This is a genomic window from Gallalistipes aquisgranensis (assembly GCF_014982715.1).
GTDB lineage: Bacteria > Bacteroidota > Bacteroidia > Bacteroidales > Rikenellaceae > Gallalistipes > Gallalistipes aquisgranensis.
Window position 1 is genome coordinate 1,938,079 of record NZ_JADCJY010000001.1, and the last position, 18,906, is coordinate 1,956,984.

Below are 18,906 nucleotides of genomic sequence, written 5' to 3' on the forward strand. Positions count from 1 at the left end.
GTTCATTAAAAAGAGGATGCCTATGGATACCGTTTTGCTGGCCGGCCCCGACCCCGCCCTGCTGGCCCTGCTCCGTTCGGCCCTGCGGCCGCAACGGATCGAGGCGCATCTGTGCGGCACGGAAGAGGATTTCGCCGCCCGTTGCGAGAAAGGCCGCTACCGACTGATCGTCACCCAGTTCGTCCACCCGTTCCTCAACGGCACCGACCTGGGCGTCCGTATCAAATCCGCGGAAAGGGCCCCGGTCCGCCCCGCGATCTGGGTGCTCACCCCTGTCCAGCAGGAACAGCTGTTGCTGGGACTGTACGAGAACGGAGTGGACCGCTGCCTCTCCCTGCCCGTCAGCCTGTCGCGCCTGTGCCGGCAGATCGAAGCGCAACTCACCGGAGCGGCCCTATGATACATGCGCTGTTTCTGCTCGCCGCGGGCAGTATCACCCTCATTTTCGGCGCCTGGGGCGCGGCGGGCCTGCGCGCCCTGCACCGCAGGCGCCGGCTGACGCTGGAACATGCATTGGCCCGCCCCTATACAGACATCCTCGGCACCGCCATGCGGCCCCGCGAAAACCTCTCCCACATCCGCTTTCCCCGGCTCCGGGAATCCGGCGCCCGCCGCCTGCTGGCGGAAATCGCAGGAGAACTCTCCTCCGTCCTCTACGGCCGGGAACGCGACCGCATCGCACGGCTCGTACGCAGGGAAGGCATCGACCGCTTCCTGCTCGCCCGGGCCGCACGGAGCTGCGGGTCGAACCGGGCACGGTGGCTGCGGACACTCTCGGCCCTGCCCCTGGGCGAACGGACACAGCGGCTGGTGGAACGGTACGAATACGACGCCGACCGCGAGGTCCGCTTTTCCGCACTCGTCTGCCGGATCGCCCACCACCCCGACACGGTGAAACACGCAGTCGAAACGTATGCCTTTCCCCTCGACACACTCGAAGTGACGGAGATCGCCCTGCTGCTGCGCGACCGGTTCGTCCCGGAGAATACGGCCCTCGGATTGCTGGACTCTGCCGCCCGCCCGGGACGCCTGCTCGGCCTGGCCGTCGTCCGACTGCTCGGGATGCGGGAAGCGGTTCCGGCAGTGTACCAGCTCTGCACCGGCCCCGACCCCGCCGTCCGGTTCCCGGCACTCTCCACCCTGTCCGACCTGCACGCTTCCCTGGACGATCCGCGGGTCGTCCGGGCCGTATCCGACCTGTCCGAGCCCCTGCGCCGGAGATTCTACCGGAGAGTGGTGGCCGAAGGCTACTCCCTTCATGCCCTGCGGAAATTCCTCGAACTGGAACGGGACGGGTTCCTGTGCGAATATCTCCGGCGGCTGGTGATCTCCCGCAAACGAATGCTCCGCCAGCGGACCGCCCGAACCTGAAAACCACCCCCATCACATGCAGTCCCTCGTCGACATACTGGCCCTGTCCTCCCTTCTCCTGCTGGCTGTCTGCACGGCGGTCACCTTCGCCGGCATCCGGAGCATCCGGCGGACACGGCGCAGGGACGCCCTTCGGGGTAATGTGCCGGTACGGGAAACGCCGCCCGAAGCGGGCGTCTCGGTGATCGTACTGGGATACCGCGAACTCGGGGACGTCGAACGGTGGCTGTCGCTCGACTATCCCCGCTACGAAGTGGTCCTGCTCACCGATTTCGGGCACGACACCCACACCGGAGAACTGCTCGAACGGTACGCCATGTTCCGCACCGAATTCATGCCCCTGCGCGAACTGCCGTGCCGTCAGGTGCGGGCCGTCTACCGCTCCCGGGAACGGCGCTACCGCCGGCTGATCGTAGCCGACACGGTTTTCACCGCCCCGGCCGCCGACTTCAACTGCGGAGTCTGCCTCGGAAGTTACGAGTGGACGATCGCTTTCGACCGCTGGAGCGTTCCCCGGCCCGACCTGCTGCGGTGCATGGTTTCGGAGTATCTCCGGCACGACACTCTTCCCGTCTTCGCCGTGGGAGCTTTCCGCAGCGGCACGCTGCCCCGCCGGACGGTCCGTGTGGCGGACATCGTGAGCCGCATGGTCTTCCAGGGAGCAGGGCTGGGAGCCGTCGCCGCCTGGAGCGACCTGTCCGACCCGGCCCCACACACCCGACATTCCGCCGCGCTCCGCCCCGAAGTGGCCGCCTCGGGGTTCCGGATGGGCAACGCCGCCGAGACCCTCTGCTCGATCGGCCGCTTCACGGGAACCGCCATACTCTTCGACCGGGAGAGTGTCGTGGCCGCCGGCGGCTATCAGGACAACCTCCATCCCGACATGGAACTCTATTACAGGATACGCTCCGCCCGGCGCCGCTACGACAGTCCCGGCATTTCGCTCTTCACGCCACGGGTCGTCGCCGTAGAACGGGGATCGGACCGGCTCTCCGGGAGCTTCCTGCCCGATGCCTGCACCCCGGGAAACCGGCACCTGCATCTCAGAACCCTGTTCGCCCTGCTGTCGGGCCTCACGCTCCTTTCGCTGGCGGCCGCCCTGCTGACGGGAGAACTGAAAGCCGCCGCGACCGCCGCCATGATCCTCGCGGCCGCTTACGCGACCGTCGCCGCGCTGGCCACCCTTTGCATGGGCGTGGCAGAAAATTTGCTGCCGGAATATTCCGGCCGGCACTCCGTTCTCCGCCTCTATACCGCAGCCCTCGTCCTCCCCCTCTTTCTGGCCGGGAGCCTGCTGAAGCCGAAAAATTTCACCGACTCATAATTTAGTATTATCTTAGAGCAAATTTTCAAAACGACCATGTACATCGTCAACACCACTTTCGTCGTAGCCCCCGAAGCCCAGCAAATGTGGCTCGACATACTAAAAAACAAATACGTTCCGTTCCTTCGGGAGAGAGGATACACTTCACTGGTCTTCAGCCGAATCATCTCGGAGGGAGCGGTCGACGAATTCACCTACTCGCTGCAGGCGGAAGCGGAGGACATCCCCGCCTACCGGACCCTTACGGGCGAGATATTCGAAGAGTACCGCCGCATCGCCGACCCGATCTTCGGAGACAAAGTGCTCTGGTTCACCTCGCTGATGAAAAAAATGGAATTATGACGACGCTGCGCAACCCGACTTTCCCGTTTCTGCTCCTGCTCTTTTTCTCGCTGACGGCCGCGGCCGCCCCGCGTCACACCACGAAGATCGAATCCCAGCGGAACGAAAAGTGGTGGGGCATTTTCGTAAGCAGCGCCCCGGCCGAACCCTTCCAGCAGCCTTTTTCGATCAACACCGCCCGCTACATGCAGGACGGGCTGCTGAGCCCCATGCTCATCTCCAGCAACGGACGCTACATCTGGAGCAGCCGACCGATGCAGATCGAATTCGACGGCCGCGACTTCACGATCGGTTCCGACTACGAAAAGGTCTCCGCCGCCAAGGGAGGACGCAACCTCCGGGAAGCCTACCTCGTCTGCTGTCACAAGAACTTTCCGCCGGACGGCACCGTCCCTTCGGTCGAGCTTTTCACCCGTCCCGTCTACAACACGCGCATGGAGTTCGGTTACGGCCTCACCCAGCAGAAACTGCTGGACTACGCCGACCGTATCCTCGGCGCCGGGCTCCCCGCCGGAACGCTGCTCGTGTCGGACGGATGGCGCTCCTACAACGGCACCTATGATTTCGACAAGGATTTCTTCCCCGATCCCCGGGCGATGGTGGACCGCCTGCACGAAAAAGGATTCAAAGTGATGCTGACTGTCACCCCGTTCGGCGGGGCTTTCGGACGCTCCTATATCACGGGGCTCCGGAATGGCTTTTTCCTGCGGAAAGCCGACGGGACCCCGCTGATCGTGGAGGCCGAAGGGGGGTACAGCACCTGCATCCACGCGGGGAATCCCGAAGAGGCCGAACTGCTCGGCCGGCGGCTCGACCGGCTGCGCGACGAATACGGGATAGACGGTTTCCGGTTCGACTGCCGGGCCGTCCTGCCCCATCTGGCCGAGTCGGGCGGGCAGGCCGCCGACTTCATGTCGGGGTGGATGAAACTGGGCCGGGGGCTCTCCCTGTGCGAATACCTGCCCGGCCTCAACACGCCCCTCACCCCCTACATCAACTGCATCGAAAACGACAATGGCACCGGATGGGAGTCGCTCCAGCCCCGCATCAACGACATGCTGACGGCCGGACTGACCGGATTTCCCTACTGCCACATCTCGGCCCACCATGCCGACACCGCCGCACTTTTCTCCGACCCTCTGCTGATGGCCCGCACACTCCAGCTGGCCGTGATGATGCCCATTCCCAACGTGGCGTTCGCCCCGTGGAGGATCGCCGATCCCGACCTGCAGGAACAGGTGAAGCGCACCCTCGCCCTGCGCGAACGGATGGCCGGTTACGTGGAGGAGCTGGTCCGGGAGTCGTCGCGCACGGCGGAACCCCTGATCCGACACATGGAGTACCAGTATCCGCGCAACGGATTCGCCGACTGCAACGACCAGTTCATGCTGGGCGCCAGATACCTGATCGCTCCCGCACTGAACGACGCCGCCACCCGCACCGTACGGCTTCCGCGCGGTGTCTGGCTCGACCGGGAGGGACGCCGGTTCAAGGGACCGCTGGTGATCGAAGTGAACGTGGCCGACGGCGGACTGGCCTGGTTCGAATCGGCCTCGAAACAGTGAAGCAAAAAAGTATAACGCCATAAGAAAAAAGCCATGCTGAGTATCGAACAGAGAGAATATCTGCTGCCCAAAGCCTACAATGCCGCCCTGAGAGCAGGCGCCGTCATCCTCGAGACCTATTCCCATGCGGAGGACTACGCCATCGACATCAAACAGGACCTGACCCCCATCACGCTGGCCGACCGCCAGTCGCACAACCTGATCAAAGAGTACCTCGGACAGACACGGATTCCCATTCTGAGCGAAGAGGGACGCGAAATGCTCTACGAGGAGCGGCGCGGATGGGACCTGTTCTGGATGGTCGATCCGCTCGACGGCACCAAGGAATTCATCAAGGGCAACGGGGAGTTCACGGTCAACATCGCCCTGATGGCCGACAACGAACCTGTCCTGGCCGTCATCTACGTCCCCTATATCCGGAAAATCTACTTCTGCGACAAGTGTACGGGCGCTTTCCGCAAGGAAGAGGTGGCCCCCGATCCGAAGGCGGAACTCACCCAGCGGCAGATCATGGAACAGGCCCAGCCGCTTCCGGTGGCCAAAGCCTGCAACGATCCGATCCGCATCGCCGTAAGCCGCTCGCACAACACCGAAGAGACCTTCGAACACATAGACCGGATGAAAGAGAAGTTCCCGAAGGCCGAAGTGATCGAACAAGGCAGCTCCTACAAATTCTGCCTGCTGGCAGAGGGAAGCATCGAGTACTACATCCGCACCTCCAACACCTACGAGTGGGACACCGCGGCCGGGGAACTGATCCTGTCGGCGGCCGGCGGAGAGGTGGTATCCCACCCCGACCGGCAGAAGCTGCGCTACAACAAGGAGTCGCTGCTCAACCCGCACTTCGTCTGCCGGAGCAAATTCATGCCCAATTAAATATTTTTAATAACACCCCCTTTTCATTTGCACCGGATTTCGTATCTTTGCGCCGAAATCAAACGGATGACAAAACCGAACGTCCACACGGGACGTTCAAAATGACGAAACAAATGGAAAAGAAACTGAAAGTAGCCCTGGTCGCCCACGACAACATGAAACTCGACCTGGCCGAATGGGTGGACTGGAACTGGGAAATCCTGCTCAAGCACCACCTGATCTGCACCGGGACCACGGGCAAGATGGTCGCAAAGACCCTGATGGACCGCCGGGGCGACAGCCAGCATGCACGCTTCGACATCACCCTGCTCAAGAGCGGTCCGCTGGGCGGCGACCAGCAGTTGGGATCGCTGATCGCCGAACGCTCGATCGACATGCTGATCTTTTTCTGGGACCCGATGCAGGCCCAGCCCCACGACGTAGACGTCAAGGCTCTCCTGCGGCTAGCCACCCTGTACAACGTGCCGACGGCCATCAACCGCTCCTCGGCCGATTTCCTGATCTCCTCGCCGCTTCTGGGAAGCGACTACGAACCCGTAGTGAAGGATTACAAAAGCTATATCGAACGGACGCTGGCGACCAAATAGACGGAACCCGCCGACCCATAAAGGGAATCGCCTGTCGAACCACACGCGTTCCACAACAAACCGTCCCTGCTTGTTAAGCAGGGACGGTTTGTTTTTATCCCGGCAGGCAAACCGCAGGAGTCTCTTCTCTCCCGCCCGACGCGGTATGCCCGCACCCGGACCTTCCTTTCAGAACGACCCGCCCCACGAATTTTCCGGACGACCGTTAGGAAGCAGCTTCGTCCGGGGATAAGCCGATTTATAATTGATTTTGAACTGGACGGGCAGCGTATATCTTACACGAACCGCCTCGCCCCGCTGTACTCCGGGCGACCAGCATTCCGACCGGCTGAGCACCCGTATCACCTCATCAGACAACGCAATATCCGGAGTGGACAACACCCGTATGGTCCCCAATGTTCCGTCCCTTTCTATAACAAACGACACTATCACATTCCCTTGTATTCCTTTCCTGGCCGATGCCACCGGATAACGGATACGTTCCATGACCCATCGGCGAAACACCTGAAGATCGCCCCCGTCATAGGAGGGCATACGCTCGGTGACGATAAACGGTTCGTTATCCTCCCGATAACGGAACAATTTTCCTCTCCGTAGAGACAAGGGAAGCGAATCACGGAACGTCACGGGCTCGCGCATCCACGTCCGGGCAGGCCTCAGCCGGGGCAGGGAATCCATCGCATGCAGTAAGACGCTCCGTGCTTCCTGCGACAACGCCGGATCGACTTCCACGTCCTTTACCTCACCTTTGTCCGTCACCGTATAGGCCACCCACGTAGAGCCGTCGGGCGTTCCTCCGGGCAAAACCACATGCCTTCCGAGCCACGAGGTCAGCGAAGGAATCTCTTTCGTCTTCAAGACCGGTCGTGCAAGCATCTTCACCCGACCTTCCGGCGTCTCCATGTAAAAAGGTTGGGGAACATTACGCCCCTCTCCCGGCACATAACACTGCGGATAGTCCCATACCACCCGTAACGTATCGGCGAAATCCACATAGGAATCGGCGTCGATAGCCGGCACCAATTTGGGCGGCAACCCTTCGAGCAGGCGCTGCAACGGTGCAATCAATCCGGCGGGCGCCTTATCCGGCAAAATCGAACAAGTCAGTTTTCCCGCACGGTCGACGGCATAAGCCACCCGTGCTTCACAGGCAACGGTATCGGAATAATCCTGCGGAAACGAAACTTTCTTGTTCAGCCACTCACCCAAGGTCACTGCGCGGACCTTATTTTTCAACGGCTGCGTCAATACGGGCGGGCGGAGAACGACAGACTGTTCGACCCATTGTACCGCCTTTTTCGGGCGGGCGACGGACGACAAAGGGAGTGTGAGCAAAAGCAAAAACACAAGAAAACTCGAGGTACGATACGGTTTCATAGGCAGCAGAATTTAGGTATTGGTCATCCAAGTTACACAAATTTTCCCGAAACCCATACGAAAACAGCAAAAAAACAACGCCGGTCTCTTTCGAAACCGGCGCCGCCTTCCACTAATTAATTACTTACTATAAAATATTGAATGATGAAATGTGTGTGTGTGCTTCCTTAAATCACGCCCTGCTCGACCATGCTGCGGGCCACTTTCATGAATCCTGCGATGTTGGCCCCCTTCATGTAGTTGATGTATCCGTCGGGCTCCGTGCCGAACTCCAGGCAGGCATGGTGGATCGACGACATGATCTGGTGCAGGCGGGCATCCACCTCTTCGCGGCTCCAGCTGATCTTCATCGAATTCTGGCTCATCTCCAGCCCGGACGTGGCCACGCCTCCCGCGTTGACCGCCTTGCCGGGCCCGTAGACGATCCGCTTCTCGATGAAGAGGTCGATCGCCTCGGGACGGCAGCCCATGTTCGAGACTTCGGCCACATACTTCACGCCGTTGGCCGCCAGCCTCTTCGCATCCTCGCCGTCCAGTTCGTTCTGCGTGGCGCACGGCATGGCGATATCCACCTTCACCTCCCACGGCTTGCGTCCGGGATAGAACGTCGAACCGGGGAACTTGTCCGCATAGGGAGCCACCACGTCGTTGTTCGACGCACGCAACTCCAGCATGTAGTCTATCTTTTCGGCATCGAGGCCGGCCGGATCGTGGATATAACCGTCGGGGCCCGAAATGGTCACCACGCGGGCGCCCAGTTCGGTCGCCTTGAGCGCGGCACCCCACGCCACATTGCCGAAACCGGAGATCGCGATCACCTTTCCCTCGAGTTTGTCCCCGGCCGTTTCGAGCATCTGCCGCACGAAATAGACCGCACCGAAGCCGGTCGCCTCGGGACGCACCAGCGAACCGCCGTAGGTCATTCCCTTGCCGGTCAGCACGCCCGTATTCTCCCGCGCCAGCTTCCGGTACATTCCGTACAGGTATCCGATCTCGCGGCCACCCACACCGATGTCGCCGGCAGGCACGTCGGTCTCCGGACCGATGTAACGCCACAGTTCGGTCATGAACGCCTGGCAGAAACGCATCACTTCCCGGTCGGACTTTCCTTTCGGGTTGAAATCCGAACCGCCCTTGGCCCCGCCCATCGGAAGGGTCGTAAGCGCATTCTTGAAAATCTGTTCGAATCCGAGGAACTTCAGAATACTGAGGTTCACGCTGGGATGGAACCTCAGACCGCCCTTGTAGGGCCCGATTGCATTGTTGAACTGAACGCGATAACCCAGGTTGACCTGAATCTGCCCCTTGTCGTCCACCCAGGGCACCTTGAAGGTGAAGATACGGTCGGGCTCCACGATCCGTTCGGCGATCTTGTTCGCCTCCAACTCGGGATGCTCGTTATAGGTCTTCTCCACGGTAACCAAAACCTCACGCACTGCCTGTAAATACTCGCTTTCGCCGGGATGCTTCCGCTCCAGTTCGGCCATCAGATTATTCACGTTCATAGCAAAACGGTTTTAAATTGTTATCAAAAGTAGTGATTTCTACTTTAAATCGTAAACATTTTTCATTATTTTTTTATCATTCGGTGCATTTTTATCCCGACAGATTCCGGAAAGCCTCATTCTGAACGACTTTCCGGTGCCGGCAGGACACGGCGAATCCTGCCGGCACCGGAAAGCGCAGGGAAAACGGATGAAAAAGACGCTAAGTTACCGGTATTTCACGACCGCCCGGTTCTTCCGGCCGTCCACGAAAATCCACAGGGGCTTGTCGAACCGCACGTGTCGGACGAACTCACCCTCCTCGACCGCCTCCATGGCATCCAAAGCCGCGATATCGAAACGGCCGTCGCCCATGAAGGGGTTGATCGTGAGATAGCCCACCCCGAACGAAGTGAGATTCTGGAAGAAATGGGTCCCCTGACTGGGCTCGACCCGGAAATTCTCCAGCCCGCACTCCACGATCACCTTCGCCTCGGAAATATGGGGCCACTTGACCGGAATGCCCAGCCACGGATCACTCGATCCCCAGCGGCCGGGCCCGACCAGCACATATCCCGTCTGCGAGGCCCGGAACGAACGGTTGAACCGCTCCACCTCCTCGGCCATCCGCTCGGTGTGCTTCGTATCGAACACGGACTCCTTTATATATACGATGTCGGACACTCCCTCCACGGCCCCGGCCCCCAGCGCGCTCTCGGCATAGATCAGCGCATCGTCCGTGTCGACTTCACTCCAGTCGAGGGTCGTCGTGTTCTGGGTGTCCACGATGGGACGTATCTGCAAGAAGTTGAACACTTTCTGCTCGCCGTGGGGGACATCCATGTTGAAGGCGAATTCCAGCTCCACCGGACAACGCATCTCCCGCTGCCCCATCTCCAGCAGGTCGGCGACGATCTCAGCCAGCGGAAAGGTATCGTACTTGAGCACCCGCGCGAAGGTGACGATCTTGCGCCCCTCGGTAAAACTGCTGTCCGAAATCGACTGGTTCTGCATGTCCCAGGTCGAGGCGACGTACTTCATGTTGCGGAACGAACGGGCCATCGGCGAATTGATCTCGAACCGGGCGAGGTTCACCGCATCGTCGATCGAGGTCTTGAACTCCTCGGGTTTCAGGCTCAGGGCGTACATCTCCCGCTGGGTGTCCCGCAGGGCCAGCTCGGGAGTCGAAAGCTGGAGCACGTTCTTCGGATATTTCGGAGAGAAGCGCAGGGTCTGCCCCCCCTCCACCACCAGTTTTCCGAGCCCGAGCGCCATGTTGACCACGCCGTCCTCCGGACGTTCGTCCCCGATGGGATAGAAGTTGATCGAACGGGCCACGCCCGAGGCCGTCGGAAAGAAATAGCCGTTGTCCTCCGTTCCGCACACCTCCTGGATGATGACCGCCATCTTCTCCTCACTCAGTACGTTGCCCGTAGCGGTGATATAGGCGCGGCTCGCGGCGAAGAAGACCGAAGCGTAGACGCTCTTGATCGCCTTGCCCAACAGCCGCAGCATCTGGTCGGTGTTGTCCGTCAGCGGAATCATGTAGGTGGAGTAGATTCCGGCGAAGGGCTGGTAGTGCGAATCCTCCAGTTTGGAGCTGGAGCGGATCGCCAGCGGCCCCCGGGCATAGCGGATATAGGCCCTCAACTCGGCGACCAACCGTTCGGGCAGACGTGAGGAGACGAATTCGGAAAGAATCTCGTCGTCGGAAATATCAGAGTTGATGACGTATTGCAGGCCGTTCTCCCGGATGAAACGGTCGAAGTAATCGGTGGCCACCACCACCGTGCGGGGCAGCATCACCCGCACCTCGGAATATTTGTCGTAGAAGTTGTACTTCTGCAACATGCTGTTCATGAAGGCCAGCCCGCGAGCCTTGCCGCCCAGCGACCCCTCGCCGATCCGGGCGAACCAGATGTAGTCGCTGTACGAATCGGCCTCGAAGCGCGCCACCACGCCCTGTCCCTGAAGAATGCGGTAGTCCCTGATCCGGTTCACGATCCAGGCCCTCAGCTCGGCCGTCGAGGGGAAGCTGTCGCTGGAAATGGAGCGGAAAGCCGCCGCCAGCGAGAAGAGCCCCCGGGCATACATCCACCGCGAGAGATGGTTCTGCCCGGCATGGTAACAGAGCACGTCGTCGGGAATCTCCTGCACCAGCTGCTGCATCTGGGTGAGGTCCTTGGCCTGGCCGATCACGACACCCGTCTTCAGATCGCGGAACACGAAATCGCCGAATGCGAACTCATGGCTGATATAGTCGCTCAGCTCCAGCAGCAGGGTCTTCGAATATTTGACGATGAACCCTACACCCAGCTCCCTGGCCACGCTCCGCATGCTCTCCTGCGAAGATTGCAGCAGGAAGGGCATCTTCGGATTATCCTTCTTGATCAGGCGGCAGAGGTCGATCCCCGCGTCGAGTTTCTCGTCCTCGCTGCGGTCGTTCTTGTGGATCACGAAGCCGACGTCCGAAATCACCCCGAGCAGGTTGTGCTTGTAGCGTTCGTAAAGCTCCACCGCCTCGGTGTAGTTCGTCGCCAAGAGGATTTTCGGACGGGCCCGCTTGCGGAGGGTCATCTGCTGCTCGTTGAGCGCCTCCTTCAGGAACTCGTTGCTCTGCTGGAGCACGATCTTATAGACGGCCGGCAGATAGGTCGAATAGTAGCGCACCGAATCCTCCACCAGCAGGATCGACTGCACGCCCACTCCCAGAATGTCGTTGTCGGCATTCATGCGGTCCTCGATGATCTTGATGATGGCGATGATCAGGTCGGCGTTTCCGTGCCAACTGAACATGTAGTCGATGCCCGAACGGTCCTCGTTCTCGATGCGTCGGTAGAGGTCCTTCGAATAGTTGGTCAGCAGCACCACCGGAATCTGCGGAAAATCGCGCTTGACGCGCTTGGCGAAAGTGAAAACGTCCATTTCCCCCACGTTGAACATGCTGATGACCAGATCGAACCCCCCGTCCCGGGCCAACGCTTCCAGCGCCTCGGCCGTCGAACTGACCCGCGTGAAGGAGGGAGGATTGCTCAGGTTCAGGTCGAGGTACTCGCGGTTGATCTGCGACTCGATCCGCCCGTCCTCCTCCAGCGTGTAGGCGTCGTAGCTGCTGCCGATGAGCATGATCTTGCGGATGCGCCGCTGCATCAGATTGTGGTAGTCGGTGGTGCCCAGCGCAGGCACGCCCCCTGTTCGAACCTCTTCCATAATTTTCCGGATAATCGGAACAAAAATAGCGGTTTTTCGCAAATTTCTCACCCGCCGGTCCCCTCCCGCACGGCATTTCCATTAATTTACTATCTTTGTACCACTCCAAACCGATCATCCGCATGAATACCTATACGCTCGAAGAGGTTTCGACCCCGCAACAGAAAAAAGAGTTCCTGAACCTGCCCAAACGGCTCTACCGTAACAACCGCGCCTGGGTCTGTCCGCTGGACGACGACATCGAATCACGGTTCGACCCCGCCCGCAACGAACTGTTCGCCGACGGGGAGGCGATCCGCTGGATCGCACGCGACGGCAAGAGCGAAGTGGTGGGCCGCATCGCGGCATTCTACAACACGGAGCTGGCCAACGCCGGCAACGAACAGCCCACGGGCGGCTGCGGATTCTTCGAGGCGATCGACTCGCAGGAGCTGGCCGACCTGCTCTTCGACGCGGCCCGGGAGTGGCTCGCCGCCCGCGGCATGGAGGCGATGGACGGCCCGATCAACTTCGGAGACCGCGACCAGTGGTGGGGCCTGCTCGTCGAAGGCTACGAACTGCAGCCCCTCTACGCCAATCCCTACAATCCGCCTTATTACAAGGCTCTTTTCGAGAATTACGGTTTCAAGAACTATTTCAACCAGCACACCTACCTGCGCAACCTGAAGGTAGGCGAGTTCAACCAGTCGGTCTACGAGCGTGTCAAGCGGCTCGAGGAGACTCCCGGATACCGGTTCGAACACATCAGCAAGCAGAACCTGGAGCAGGTGGCCGACGACTTCCGGCTGATCTACAACAAGGCGTGGGCCCTGTTCACGGGTGTCAAGGCGATCGACCGCGAACATGCGCAGGGACTGATGCAGTCGCTCAAGCCGATCATCGACGAGAAGCTCATCTACTTCGCCTTCTTCAACGACGAACCGATCGGATTCTTCATCATGGTGCCCGACCTGAACCGCGTGATCGGACGCTTCGGAGGCAAACTGAACCTCTGGAACAAGCTGCGGCTCGTCTTCATGCTCAAATGCACGCGGAAGGCCGACCGCGTCTTCGGCGTCATCTTCGGTGTGGTGCCCGAATTCCACGGCAAAGGGATCGAATCGGGCATGATGCACGCCTTCGAACAGGCGCTGGCCCGCGGAGAGGTCCACTACAAAACGCTGGAACTGGCCTGGATCGGCGATTTCAACCCCGTGATGATGCGCATGGTGGAAAACTACGTCTGCGCCACCAAGCACAAGATGCACACCACCTACCGCTATCTGTTCGACCGCACCAAGGAGTTCAGGCGCTGCCCTCGCATGGGCGTCCGCCGTCCCCAGTAATAGTAATCCCCCCGTATCCTTCGCCGACGACCGCCCTTTCGGAGTTGGCCCGGGAATTGCACCTGTTCCCGGAGAACCGAAAAACCGAAAGAGTATGGGAAACATGTTCTGTTACCAATGCCAGGAGACCGCCTTCGGCACGGGCTGCACGATCCGCGGCGTCTGCGGCAAACACCCCGATACGGCCGCGCTGATGGACCTGCTGGTCTACGCCGTGCAGGGTATCTCCGCCATAAACCACGCCCTGCACCGGCAGGGCCTCTCCTCCTCCGAAGCCGACCGCTTCGTGGCGGAAGCGCTTTTCGCCACCGTCACCAACACCAATTTCGACGACGCGGCCCTCACGTCCCTGCTGGAGAGGGCCTTCGCCCTCAAGGACGGACTGACCGGAACCGCCCGGCAGCACGGAATCGACCTGCCCGCCTACCGCCAGGTCACCCTTCATGTCACACCGGAAAACTATGCGGAAGAGGCGCTCTCGGCCGGCATACTCCGGGAGGCGGACGAAGACGTCCGGGCGCTGAAACAACTGGCGATCTACGGCATGAAGGGGGCTGCGGCCTATGCCTGCCACGCCCTGCGGCTGGGGATGGAAGACCCGGAGGTGTACGATGCCATGCAGACGGTTCTGGCCGAAACGTGCCGGACCGACGTCCAGGCGCCCGACCTGGTCGATCTGGTGGTCATTACGGGCGAATGCGGCGTGCGGGCCATGGCCCTGCTCGACAAGGCCAACACATCCGCCTACGGACACCCCGCGATGACCCGGGTGGAAATCGGTACGCGGACGAATCCCGGCATTCTCGTCTCGGGCCACGACCTGCACGACCTGGAGGAGCTGCTGCGGCAGAGCGAAGGGACGGGCGTGGACATCTACACCCACGGAGAGATGCTCCCGGCCCATTTCTATCCGAAACTGCGCAGGTATTCCCACCTGGCGGGCAATTACGGCAATGCCTGGTGGAAACAGACATGGGAATTCGAGAGTTTCAACGGACCTGTCCTGCTCACCTCCAACTGTCTGGTGCCGCCCCTGTCGAAAGCGGGTTACAAAGAGCGCGTCTACACGACCGGGCCGGCGGGTTTCCCGGGATTCACCCACATTCCGGAAGGACGGGACGGCAAACCGAAAGATTTCTCAGCCCTGATCGAACACGCGAAACGGTGTCCTCCCCCGATCCGTATCGAACAGGGATACGTCACCGGAGGGTTCGCCCACAACCAGCTGGCCGAACTGTCGGACCGGGTGGCGGAGGCGCTCCGCGACGGCCGTATCCGAAAATTCGTCGTCATGGCCGGATGCGACGGACGGATGCCCTCGCGCGAATACTACACGGAGTTCGCCCTCCAACTGCCCGAGGACACGGTGATCCTCACGGCCGGATGTGCCAAATACCGCTATCTGAAACTCAACCTGGGCGAAATCGACGGCCTGCCCCGCGTCTGGGACGCCGGCCAGTGCAACGACAGCTACTCGCTGGCCATCATGGCCCTGCGGCTGAAGGAGGCGCTCGGGGCGGAACACCTGAGCGACCTGCCGATCGTCTACAACATCGCATGGTACGAACAGAAGGCCGTGATCGTCGTACTCGCGCTCCTCAGCCTCGGAATCAAGGATATCCACCTGGGCCCCACCCTGCCCGCCTTCTTCTCGACGAACGTACGCCGCGTACTGCGCGAGGTGTTCGGCCTGAACTCGGTCTCCACCCCCGAAGACGACCTGAAAAAGTGGGTGAACGACGACCGCAGCACAAAAAAGGCACGGCACGTCCCGACCGTCTGAACCGTCCGGACGAAACGGTCCCGTCCGTCCCGGAAAACGATCGTCACCCCCGGCGGAAGAGATTCCGCCGGGGGTGAACCGATTAGACGGATATGCTCCGGACTTCCCCGCATTCCCCGCCGGAACGCGGCCGTTCCGCAAAGGAGATGCGCCTTCCGGCACCGTCACACGGCCGGAGCCAGGTATTTCACCAGCAGGTACCCGCCTCCGAGCAGCCACAGATAGAGCAGCGCCGCCAACAGGAAGGGTTTCGCCCCCGCCTTCCTGAACTTTTCGATACTCGTTTCGGTTCCCAGCGCCGTCATGGCCATCGTCAGCAGGAAAGTGTCCAGTTCATTGATTCCCTTCACCACGGCGTGCGGAAGCAGATCGAACGAATTGAACCCGATCACGGCCAGAAAGCCGAACGCGAACCACGGAATCGTGATTTTCCCGGGTTTCGCCCCTTTCTCCCCGCCGCGTCTGCCGCTCGAACGTGCCAGAACCAGCCCCATCACCACCAGCACGGGAGCCAGCAGCATCACCCGGATCATCTTGACGATCACGGCCGGGTCGGAGATTTCGGTTCCCATCGCATTGCCCGCCCCCACCACATGGGCGACCTCGTGAAGCGTGGACCCGGTATAGATGCCCATCTGGGAGGGGGTGAGATCCAGCATGCCCGTCCGGTACAGGATCGGATAAAGAAACATGGAGAGCGTTCCGAAAATCACCACTGTCGAAACGGCCACCGCCGTCTTGTGGGGTTCGCTCTTCACGACGGGTTCGGCCCCCAGCACGGCCGCCGCCCCGCAGATGGCGCTCCCGGTAGCGGTCAGCAGGGAGAGGTCGCGGTCCATCTTCAGCAGGCGCCCCAGGAGAATACCCAGTCCGATCGTCGCCCCCACGACGATCACGTCGATCAGGATCGCGGGCAGCCCTACGGCCACGACGCTCTGGAACGTCAGCCGGAACCCGTACAGCACGATTCCCAGACGCAACACCTGTTTCGTGCAGAAGAGGATGCCCGGACCCCAGGTCTGGGGCAGCCGGTTTCGCAGGCTGTTGGCGTAGAGCATACCGAGGATGATCCCGACGATCAGCGGACTGAACGACAGGCGCTGCACGAAGGGAAATTCGGCGATATAAAACGCGGAAAAGGAGAAAAGGGCGATGAGCAGAATACCGTGGAGGGTGTTGCCTTTCTTTTCGCTGAGCATGGCTGATTCGATTTTGTCCGTTTTTTTCACGGGCAAAGATACATATGCCGCCCCAGATTTCCCGCTTCCGTTTCGTTATCCGGCATAACCGCAGGTTATCGGATTTTCCTCCTGCCGAAAGGCTTCGATCTCCAGCGCCGCCGACGGTCAGCCGTACAGGGGCACCAGCGAGGCGAACCGCATGAAGTGCTCCGCCAGTTCGTGACCTCCCCCCTGGGGATGGACGAAAGCGAATTCCCGTTTCAGTTCCAGCCCGTTCACCTCCACGACCCTCAGGCGTCCCTCGGCCAGTTCCCGGGCCACGGCCACCACCGACACGATGGCATAGGCATCGCTTCCGGCCAGGAAGGACTTGATGCCCTCGGTCGTTCCCATCTGCAACAGAATCCGCAGTTGCGATAACCGGACGTGATGCGCAGCCAGGGCCTGTTCGATCACCTCGAGCGTTCCGGACCCCGTCTCGCGCAACACCAGCGGCAGCGAAAGCAGCTCTTCCAACGAAATCTCCTCCCGGGCCGCCGCATTGCGCGCACCGGTTACAAGCACCAGTTCGTCGTCGGCGAACCGCGTGTACTTCAATCCCGGCTGGTGACTGCATCCCTCCACCAGACCCAGGTCGATCCTCCGGTCGGACAACGCCTCCTCCACCTGCCGGGAATTGCCGGTCATCAGGGAGAGTTTCACGTCGGGATACCGCGCGATGTAACGGGCCATCACTTCCGGCAGCAGGTACTGGGCGATCGTAGTGCTCGCCCCGAGCCTCAGCTCCCCGTCGAAACTGTCCGTCAGCAGGTTCATCTCCAGTTTCAGCCGGCGGTATCCCTCCAGGATCGTCTCGGCACGGGCGAGCAGAAGCCGTCCCGCCCCGGTCAGGGCGATCCGGCCCCCCGACCGTTCGAACAGCTGCACCCGGAATAGGCTTTCCAGCTCCTGGATATGTTTGGTCACCGCAGGCTGGGAGATAAAAAGCTCCTGTGCCGCCTTCGTGAAATTCAACCGGCGGGCCACCTCCACGAACACCCGCAACCGAAAGTCGTCCATAGCCGAATCAAATAAAAGACCATATGAAAAAACCGCCTCGGACAACCCGGGCCCGCGGCGGCAAACGATTACTCCGTCCGGAGAGAAACCGGCCTACTCCAGATCCTTCAGCCAGCGGGCCAGCGAGGTCTGGAACTCTTTCTCGTACCTGAACCGAGTGTCGAAACCTCCCCAGCCATGTCCCCCCGTGGGATAGACATGCAGTTCGCCCGGTACGCCGTGTTCCCGGAGCGCCAGATAATACCGCACGCCGTTGGCGGGAGGCACTCCCCGGTCGTCGTCGCTCAGGGCGATGAAAGAGGTCGGGGTCTCCGCCGTCACCTGTTTTTCGTTCGAAAAAAGCTCCACCAGATCGGCTCCAGCATCTTTCCCGATCAAACGCTCCCGCGACCCGCCGTGAGTTGCACCGCCCATCGTGATCACGGGATAGACCAGCACGGCGAAAGCGGGCCGGTTCGCCTCCGAGGTAAAATGGGTGGCGGCCGTCGAGGCCAGGTGCCCCCCGGCCGAAAAACCCATGATCCCCACCTTCTCCGGCTCGACGTTCCACTCCGCAGCCCGGCGTCTCACCGTCTCCAGCGCCGTCTGAGCATCCTTGAGCGGAATATCGTAATGACCGTTGGGCATGCGGTACTTCAGCACCACCGCAGCGATCCCCTGCCCGGTCATCCAGCGGGCCACGGCGTGTCCCTCCTTCTCGATGGCCAGCCGCGCATAGCCGCCGCCCGGGCAGATCACCACGGCCCGGCCGGTCGCCGCCGCCCTTTCGGGCAGGTAGACATACAGCATCGGGGTCTGCACGTCCGCCACCCGTCCGCTGTCCACCCAGTATTCTCCGCTTTCGAATCCGGCACTTTCGGCCGGGCCGTCGGGATAGAGCGGCAACTCCAACGGCTGCTGCGCATGGAGCGCCAGCATACCCAACCATGCCATTCCGGTCAGCAACAGATTTTTCATACCGATCCCGTTCCGTTCTCCGTCAGAAAGGCAGGTCGTCCACCGTGTCCTCCTTGTAGGTTCCTCCGTCGGAGGCGCTCTCCAGCGGTGGCAGGTCACGCACGGGAGCGGCGGCAGGCGCATCCGCCGCAGCCCACGGAGCGGGCGAACCCGCCGGGGCGGCCGGCTCGGCGCCTTTGCGCATCACCTTCCATGCCTGCAGCGAAGTGTACCACTTGTTGTTGAACTCGCGCGACTCCACGTTCACCGAGAGCGTGTAGGCATCGCCCGGTTTCATCGAAGCCACCTCCTGAGCCCGGTCGCCCCAGAAGGTGATGCAGACCTTGCGGTTGAAATCGTTGGGTTGGTCGAAAACGACCTCCTGACGCACCCACTCTCCTTTGGCGCTCACGCCGCGGACGGGCTCCAGCACTTTGAAAACAACGACATCCAGTTCCATATCTTCCGTTCTTTTTTCCGTTTTCG

Annotated in this window: 16 protein-coding genes; 9 read left to right on the plus strand and 7 right to left on the minus strand. The window is 61.0% G+C overall.

Features of this window, described 5'->3' with window-relative positions; all coding sequences use genetic code 11:
- Positions 1-22 precede the first annotated feature (22 nt).
- From INF32_RS07800 to INF32_RS07830, 7 genes are all read left to right on the plus strand, one after another.
- Complete coding sequence (locus tag INF32_RS07800; RefSeq protein ID WP_226387781.1) at positions 23-400, plus strand: response regulator; 378 nt, start codon at positions 23-25, stop codon at positions 398-400.
- A complete protein-coding gene (locus INF32_RS07805) occupies positions 397-1,371 on the plus strand; it encodes a hypothetical protein (RefSeq protein ID WP_226387782.1) in 975 nt (324 codons plus the stop codon). Before INF32_RS07800 ends, INF32_RS07805 begins: the two co-directional genes overlap by 4 nt.
- A gap of 16 nt (positions 1,372-1,387) precedes the next feature.
- On the plus strand, positions 1,388-2,695 hold the full coding sequence (locus tag INF32_RS07810; RefSeq protein ID WP_226387783.1) for a hypothetical protein: 1,308 nt from the start codon (positions 1,388-1,390) through the stop codon (positions 2,693-2,695).
- Between the two features lie 36 nt (positions 2,696-2,731).
- Positions 2,732-3,037: a DUF4286 family protein gene (locus INF32_RS07815; protein WP_226387784.1), complete on the plus strand. Its 306-nt coding sequence runs from the start codon at positions 2,732-2,734 to the stop codon at positions 3,035-3,037.
- Positions 3,034-4,602 (plus strand): TIM-barrel domain-containing protein, encoded by a 1,569-nt coding sequence (locus tag INF32_RS07820; RefSeq protein WP_226387785.1) that lies wholly within the window; start codon positions 3,034-3,036, stop codon positions 4,600-4,602. The genes INF32_RS07815 and INF32_RS07820 overlap by 4 nt, the downstream gene beginning before the upstream one ends.
- A gap of 33 nt (positions 4,603-4,635) precedes the next feature.
- A complete protein-coding gene (gene cysQ / locus INF32_RS07825; protein WP_226387786.1) occupies positions 4,636-5,478 on the plus strand; it encodes a 3'(2'),5'-bisphosphate nucleotidase CysQ in 843 nt (280 codons plus the stop codon).
- A 113-nt stretch (positions 5,479-5,591) separates the two neighbouring features.
- A complete protein-coding gene (locus INF32_RS07830) occupies positions 5,592-6,065 on the plus strand; it encodes a methylglyoxal synthase (protein WP_226387787.1) in 474 nt (157 codons plus the stop codon).
- A 168-nt stretch (positions 6,066-6,233) separates the two neighbouring features.
- Here the strand turns inward: INF32_RS07830 and INF32_RS07835 are convergent, their stop codons facing one another.
- The 3 genes from INF32_RS07835 to INF32_RS07845 all read right to left on the minus strand — a co-directional run bounded on the left by INF32_RS07835 (position 6,234) and on the right by INF32_RS07845 (position 12,136).
- A complete protein-coding gene (locus INF32_RS07835) occupies positions 6,234-7,280 on the minus strand; it encodes an energy transducer TonB (protein WP_226387788.1) in 1,047 nt (348 codons plus the stop codon).
- A gap of 329 nt (positions 7,281-7,609) precedes the next feature.
- Positions 7,610-8,947, minus strand: coding sequence for an NADP-specific glutamate dehydrogenase (gene gdhA / locus INF32_RS07840; RefSeq protein WP_226387789.1), 1,338 nt, complete (start codon positions 8,945-8,947; stop codon positions 7,610-7,612).
- A gap of 207 nt (positions 8,948-9,154) precedes the next feature.
- Entirely contained in the window at positions 9,155-12,136 is a 2,982-nt protein-coding gene (locus INF32_RS07845) for a PEP/pyruvate-binding domain-containing protein (RefSeq protein WP_226387790.1), read from the minus strand.
- Positions 12,137-12,258: 122 nt separating this feature from the next.
- Between INF32_RS07845 and INF32_RS07850 the strand changes: the two genes are divergently transcribed.
- Both INF32_RS07850 and hcp read left to right on the plus strand, forming a co-directional pair.
- Positions 12,259-13,461, plus strand: a complete 1,203-nt coding sequence (locus INF32_RS07850) for a hypothetical protein (protein WP_226387791.1) — start codon at positions 12,259-12,261, stop codon at positions 13,459-13,461.
- Between the two features lie 103 nt (positions 13,462-13,564).
- Positions 13,565-15,244 (plus strand): hydroxylamine reductase, encoded by a 1,680-nt coding sequence (gene hcp, locus INF32_RS07855; RefSeq protein ID WP_226388128.1) that lies wholly within the window; start codon positions 13,565-13,567, stop codon positions 15,242-15,244.
- Positions 15,245-15,408: 164 nt separating this feature from the next.
- Here hcp and INF32_RS07860 read toward each other — a convergent pair whose 3' ends face one another.
- From INF32_RS07860 to INF32_RS07875, 4 genes are all read right to left on the minus strand, one after another.
- Complete coding sequence (locus INF32_RS07860; RefSeq protein WP_226387792.1) at positions 15,409-16,443, minus strand: YeiH family protein; 1,035 nt, start codon at positions 16,441-16,443, stop codon at positions 15,409-15,411.
- Positions 16,444-16,590: 147 nt separating this feature from the next.
- Positions 16,591-17,484: a LysR substrate-binding domain-containing protein gene (locus tag INF32_RS07865; protein ID WP_226387793.1), complete on the minus strand. Its 894-nt coding sequence runs from the start codon at positions 17,482-17,484 to the stop codon at positions 16,591-16,593.
- A gap of 93 nt (positions 17,485-17,577) precedes the next feature.
- Positions 17,578-18,441, minus strand: a complete 864-nt coding sequence (locus INF32_RS07870) for an alpha/beta hydrolase (RefSeq protein ID WP_226387794.1) — start codon at positions 18,439-18,441, stop codon at positions 17,578-17,580.
- A 22-nt stretch (positions 18,442-18,463) separates the two neighbouring features.
- A complete protein-coding gene (locus INF32_RS07875) occupies positions 18,464-18,880 on the minus strand; it encodes a DUF3127 domain-containing protein (RefSeq protein ID WP_226387795.1) in 417 nt (138 codons plus the stop codon).
- Positions 18,881-18,906: the final 26 nt, after the last annotated feature.

What these genes read in the sequence shown, in the direction of transcription:
- INF32_RS07800 (WP_226387781.1), top strand. Translation starts at nt 23, where the DNA reads ATGGATACCGTTTTGCTGGCCGGCCCCGACCCCGCCCTGCTGGCCCTG.
- INF32_RS07805 (WP_226387782.1), top strand. Translation starts at nt 397, where the DNA reads ATGATACATGCGCTGTTTCTGCTCGCCGCGGGCAGTATCACCCTCATT.
- INF32_RS07810 (WP_226387783.1), top strand. Translation starts at nt 1,388, where the DNA reads ATGCAGTCCCTCGTCGACATACTGGCCCTGTCCTCCCTTCTCCTGCTG.
- INF32_RS07815 (WP_226387784.1), top strand. Translation starts at nt 2,732, where the DNA reads ATGTACATCGTCAACACCACTTTCGTCGTAGCCCCCGAAGCCCAGCAA.
- INF32_RS07820 (WP_226387785.1), top strand. Translation starts at nt 3,034, where the DNA reads ATGACGACGCTGCGCAACCCGACTTTCCCGTTTCTGCTCCTGCTCTTT.
- cysQ (WP_226387786.1), top strand. Translation starts at nt 4,636, where the DNA reads ATGCTGAGTATCGAACAGAGAGAATATCTGCTGCCCAAAGCCTACAAT.
- INF32_RS07830 (WP_226387787.1), top strand. Translation starts at nt 5,592, where the DNA reads ATGGAAAAGAAACTGAAAGTAGCCCTGGTCGCCCACGACAACATGAAA.
- gdhA (WP_226387789.1), bottom strand. Translation starts at nt 8,947, where the DNA reads ATGAACGTGAATAATCTGATGGCCGAACTGGAGCGGAAGCATCCCGGC.
- INF32_RS07845 (WP_226387790.1), bottom strand. Translation starts at nt 12,136, where the DNA reads ATGGAAGAGGTTCGAACAGGGGGCGTGCCTGCGCTGGGCACCACCGAC.
- INF32_RS07850 (WP_226387791.1), top strand. Translation starts at nt 12,259, where the DNA reads ATGAATACCTATACGCTCGAAGAGGTTTCGACCCCGCAACAGAAAAAA.
- hcp (WP_226388128.1), top strand. Translation starts at nt 13,565, where the DNA reads ATGTTCTGTTACCAATGCCAGGAGACCGCCTTCGGCACGGGCTGCACG.
- INF32_RS07860 (WP_226387792.1), bottom strand. Translation starts at nt 16,443, where the DNA reads ATGCTCAGCGAAAAGAAAGGCAACACCCTCCACGGTATTCTGCTCATC.
- INF32_RS07865 (WP_226387793.1), bottom strand. Translation starts at nt 17,484, where the DNA reads ATGGACGACTTTCGGTTGCGGGTGTTCGTGGAGGTGGCCCGCCGGTTG.
- INF32_RS07870 (WP_226387794.1), bottom strand. Translation starts at nt 18,441, where the DNA reads ATGAAAAATCTGTTGCTGACCGGAATGGCATGGTTGGGTATGCTGGCG.
- INF32_RS07875 (WP_226387795.1), bottom strand. Translation starts at nt 18,880, where the DNA reads ATGGAACTGGATGTCGTTGTTTTCAAAGTGCTGGAGCCCGTCCGCGGC.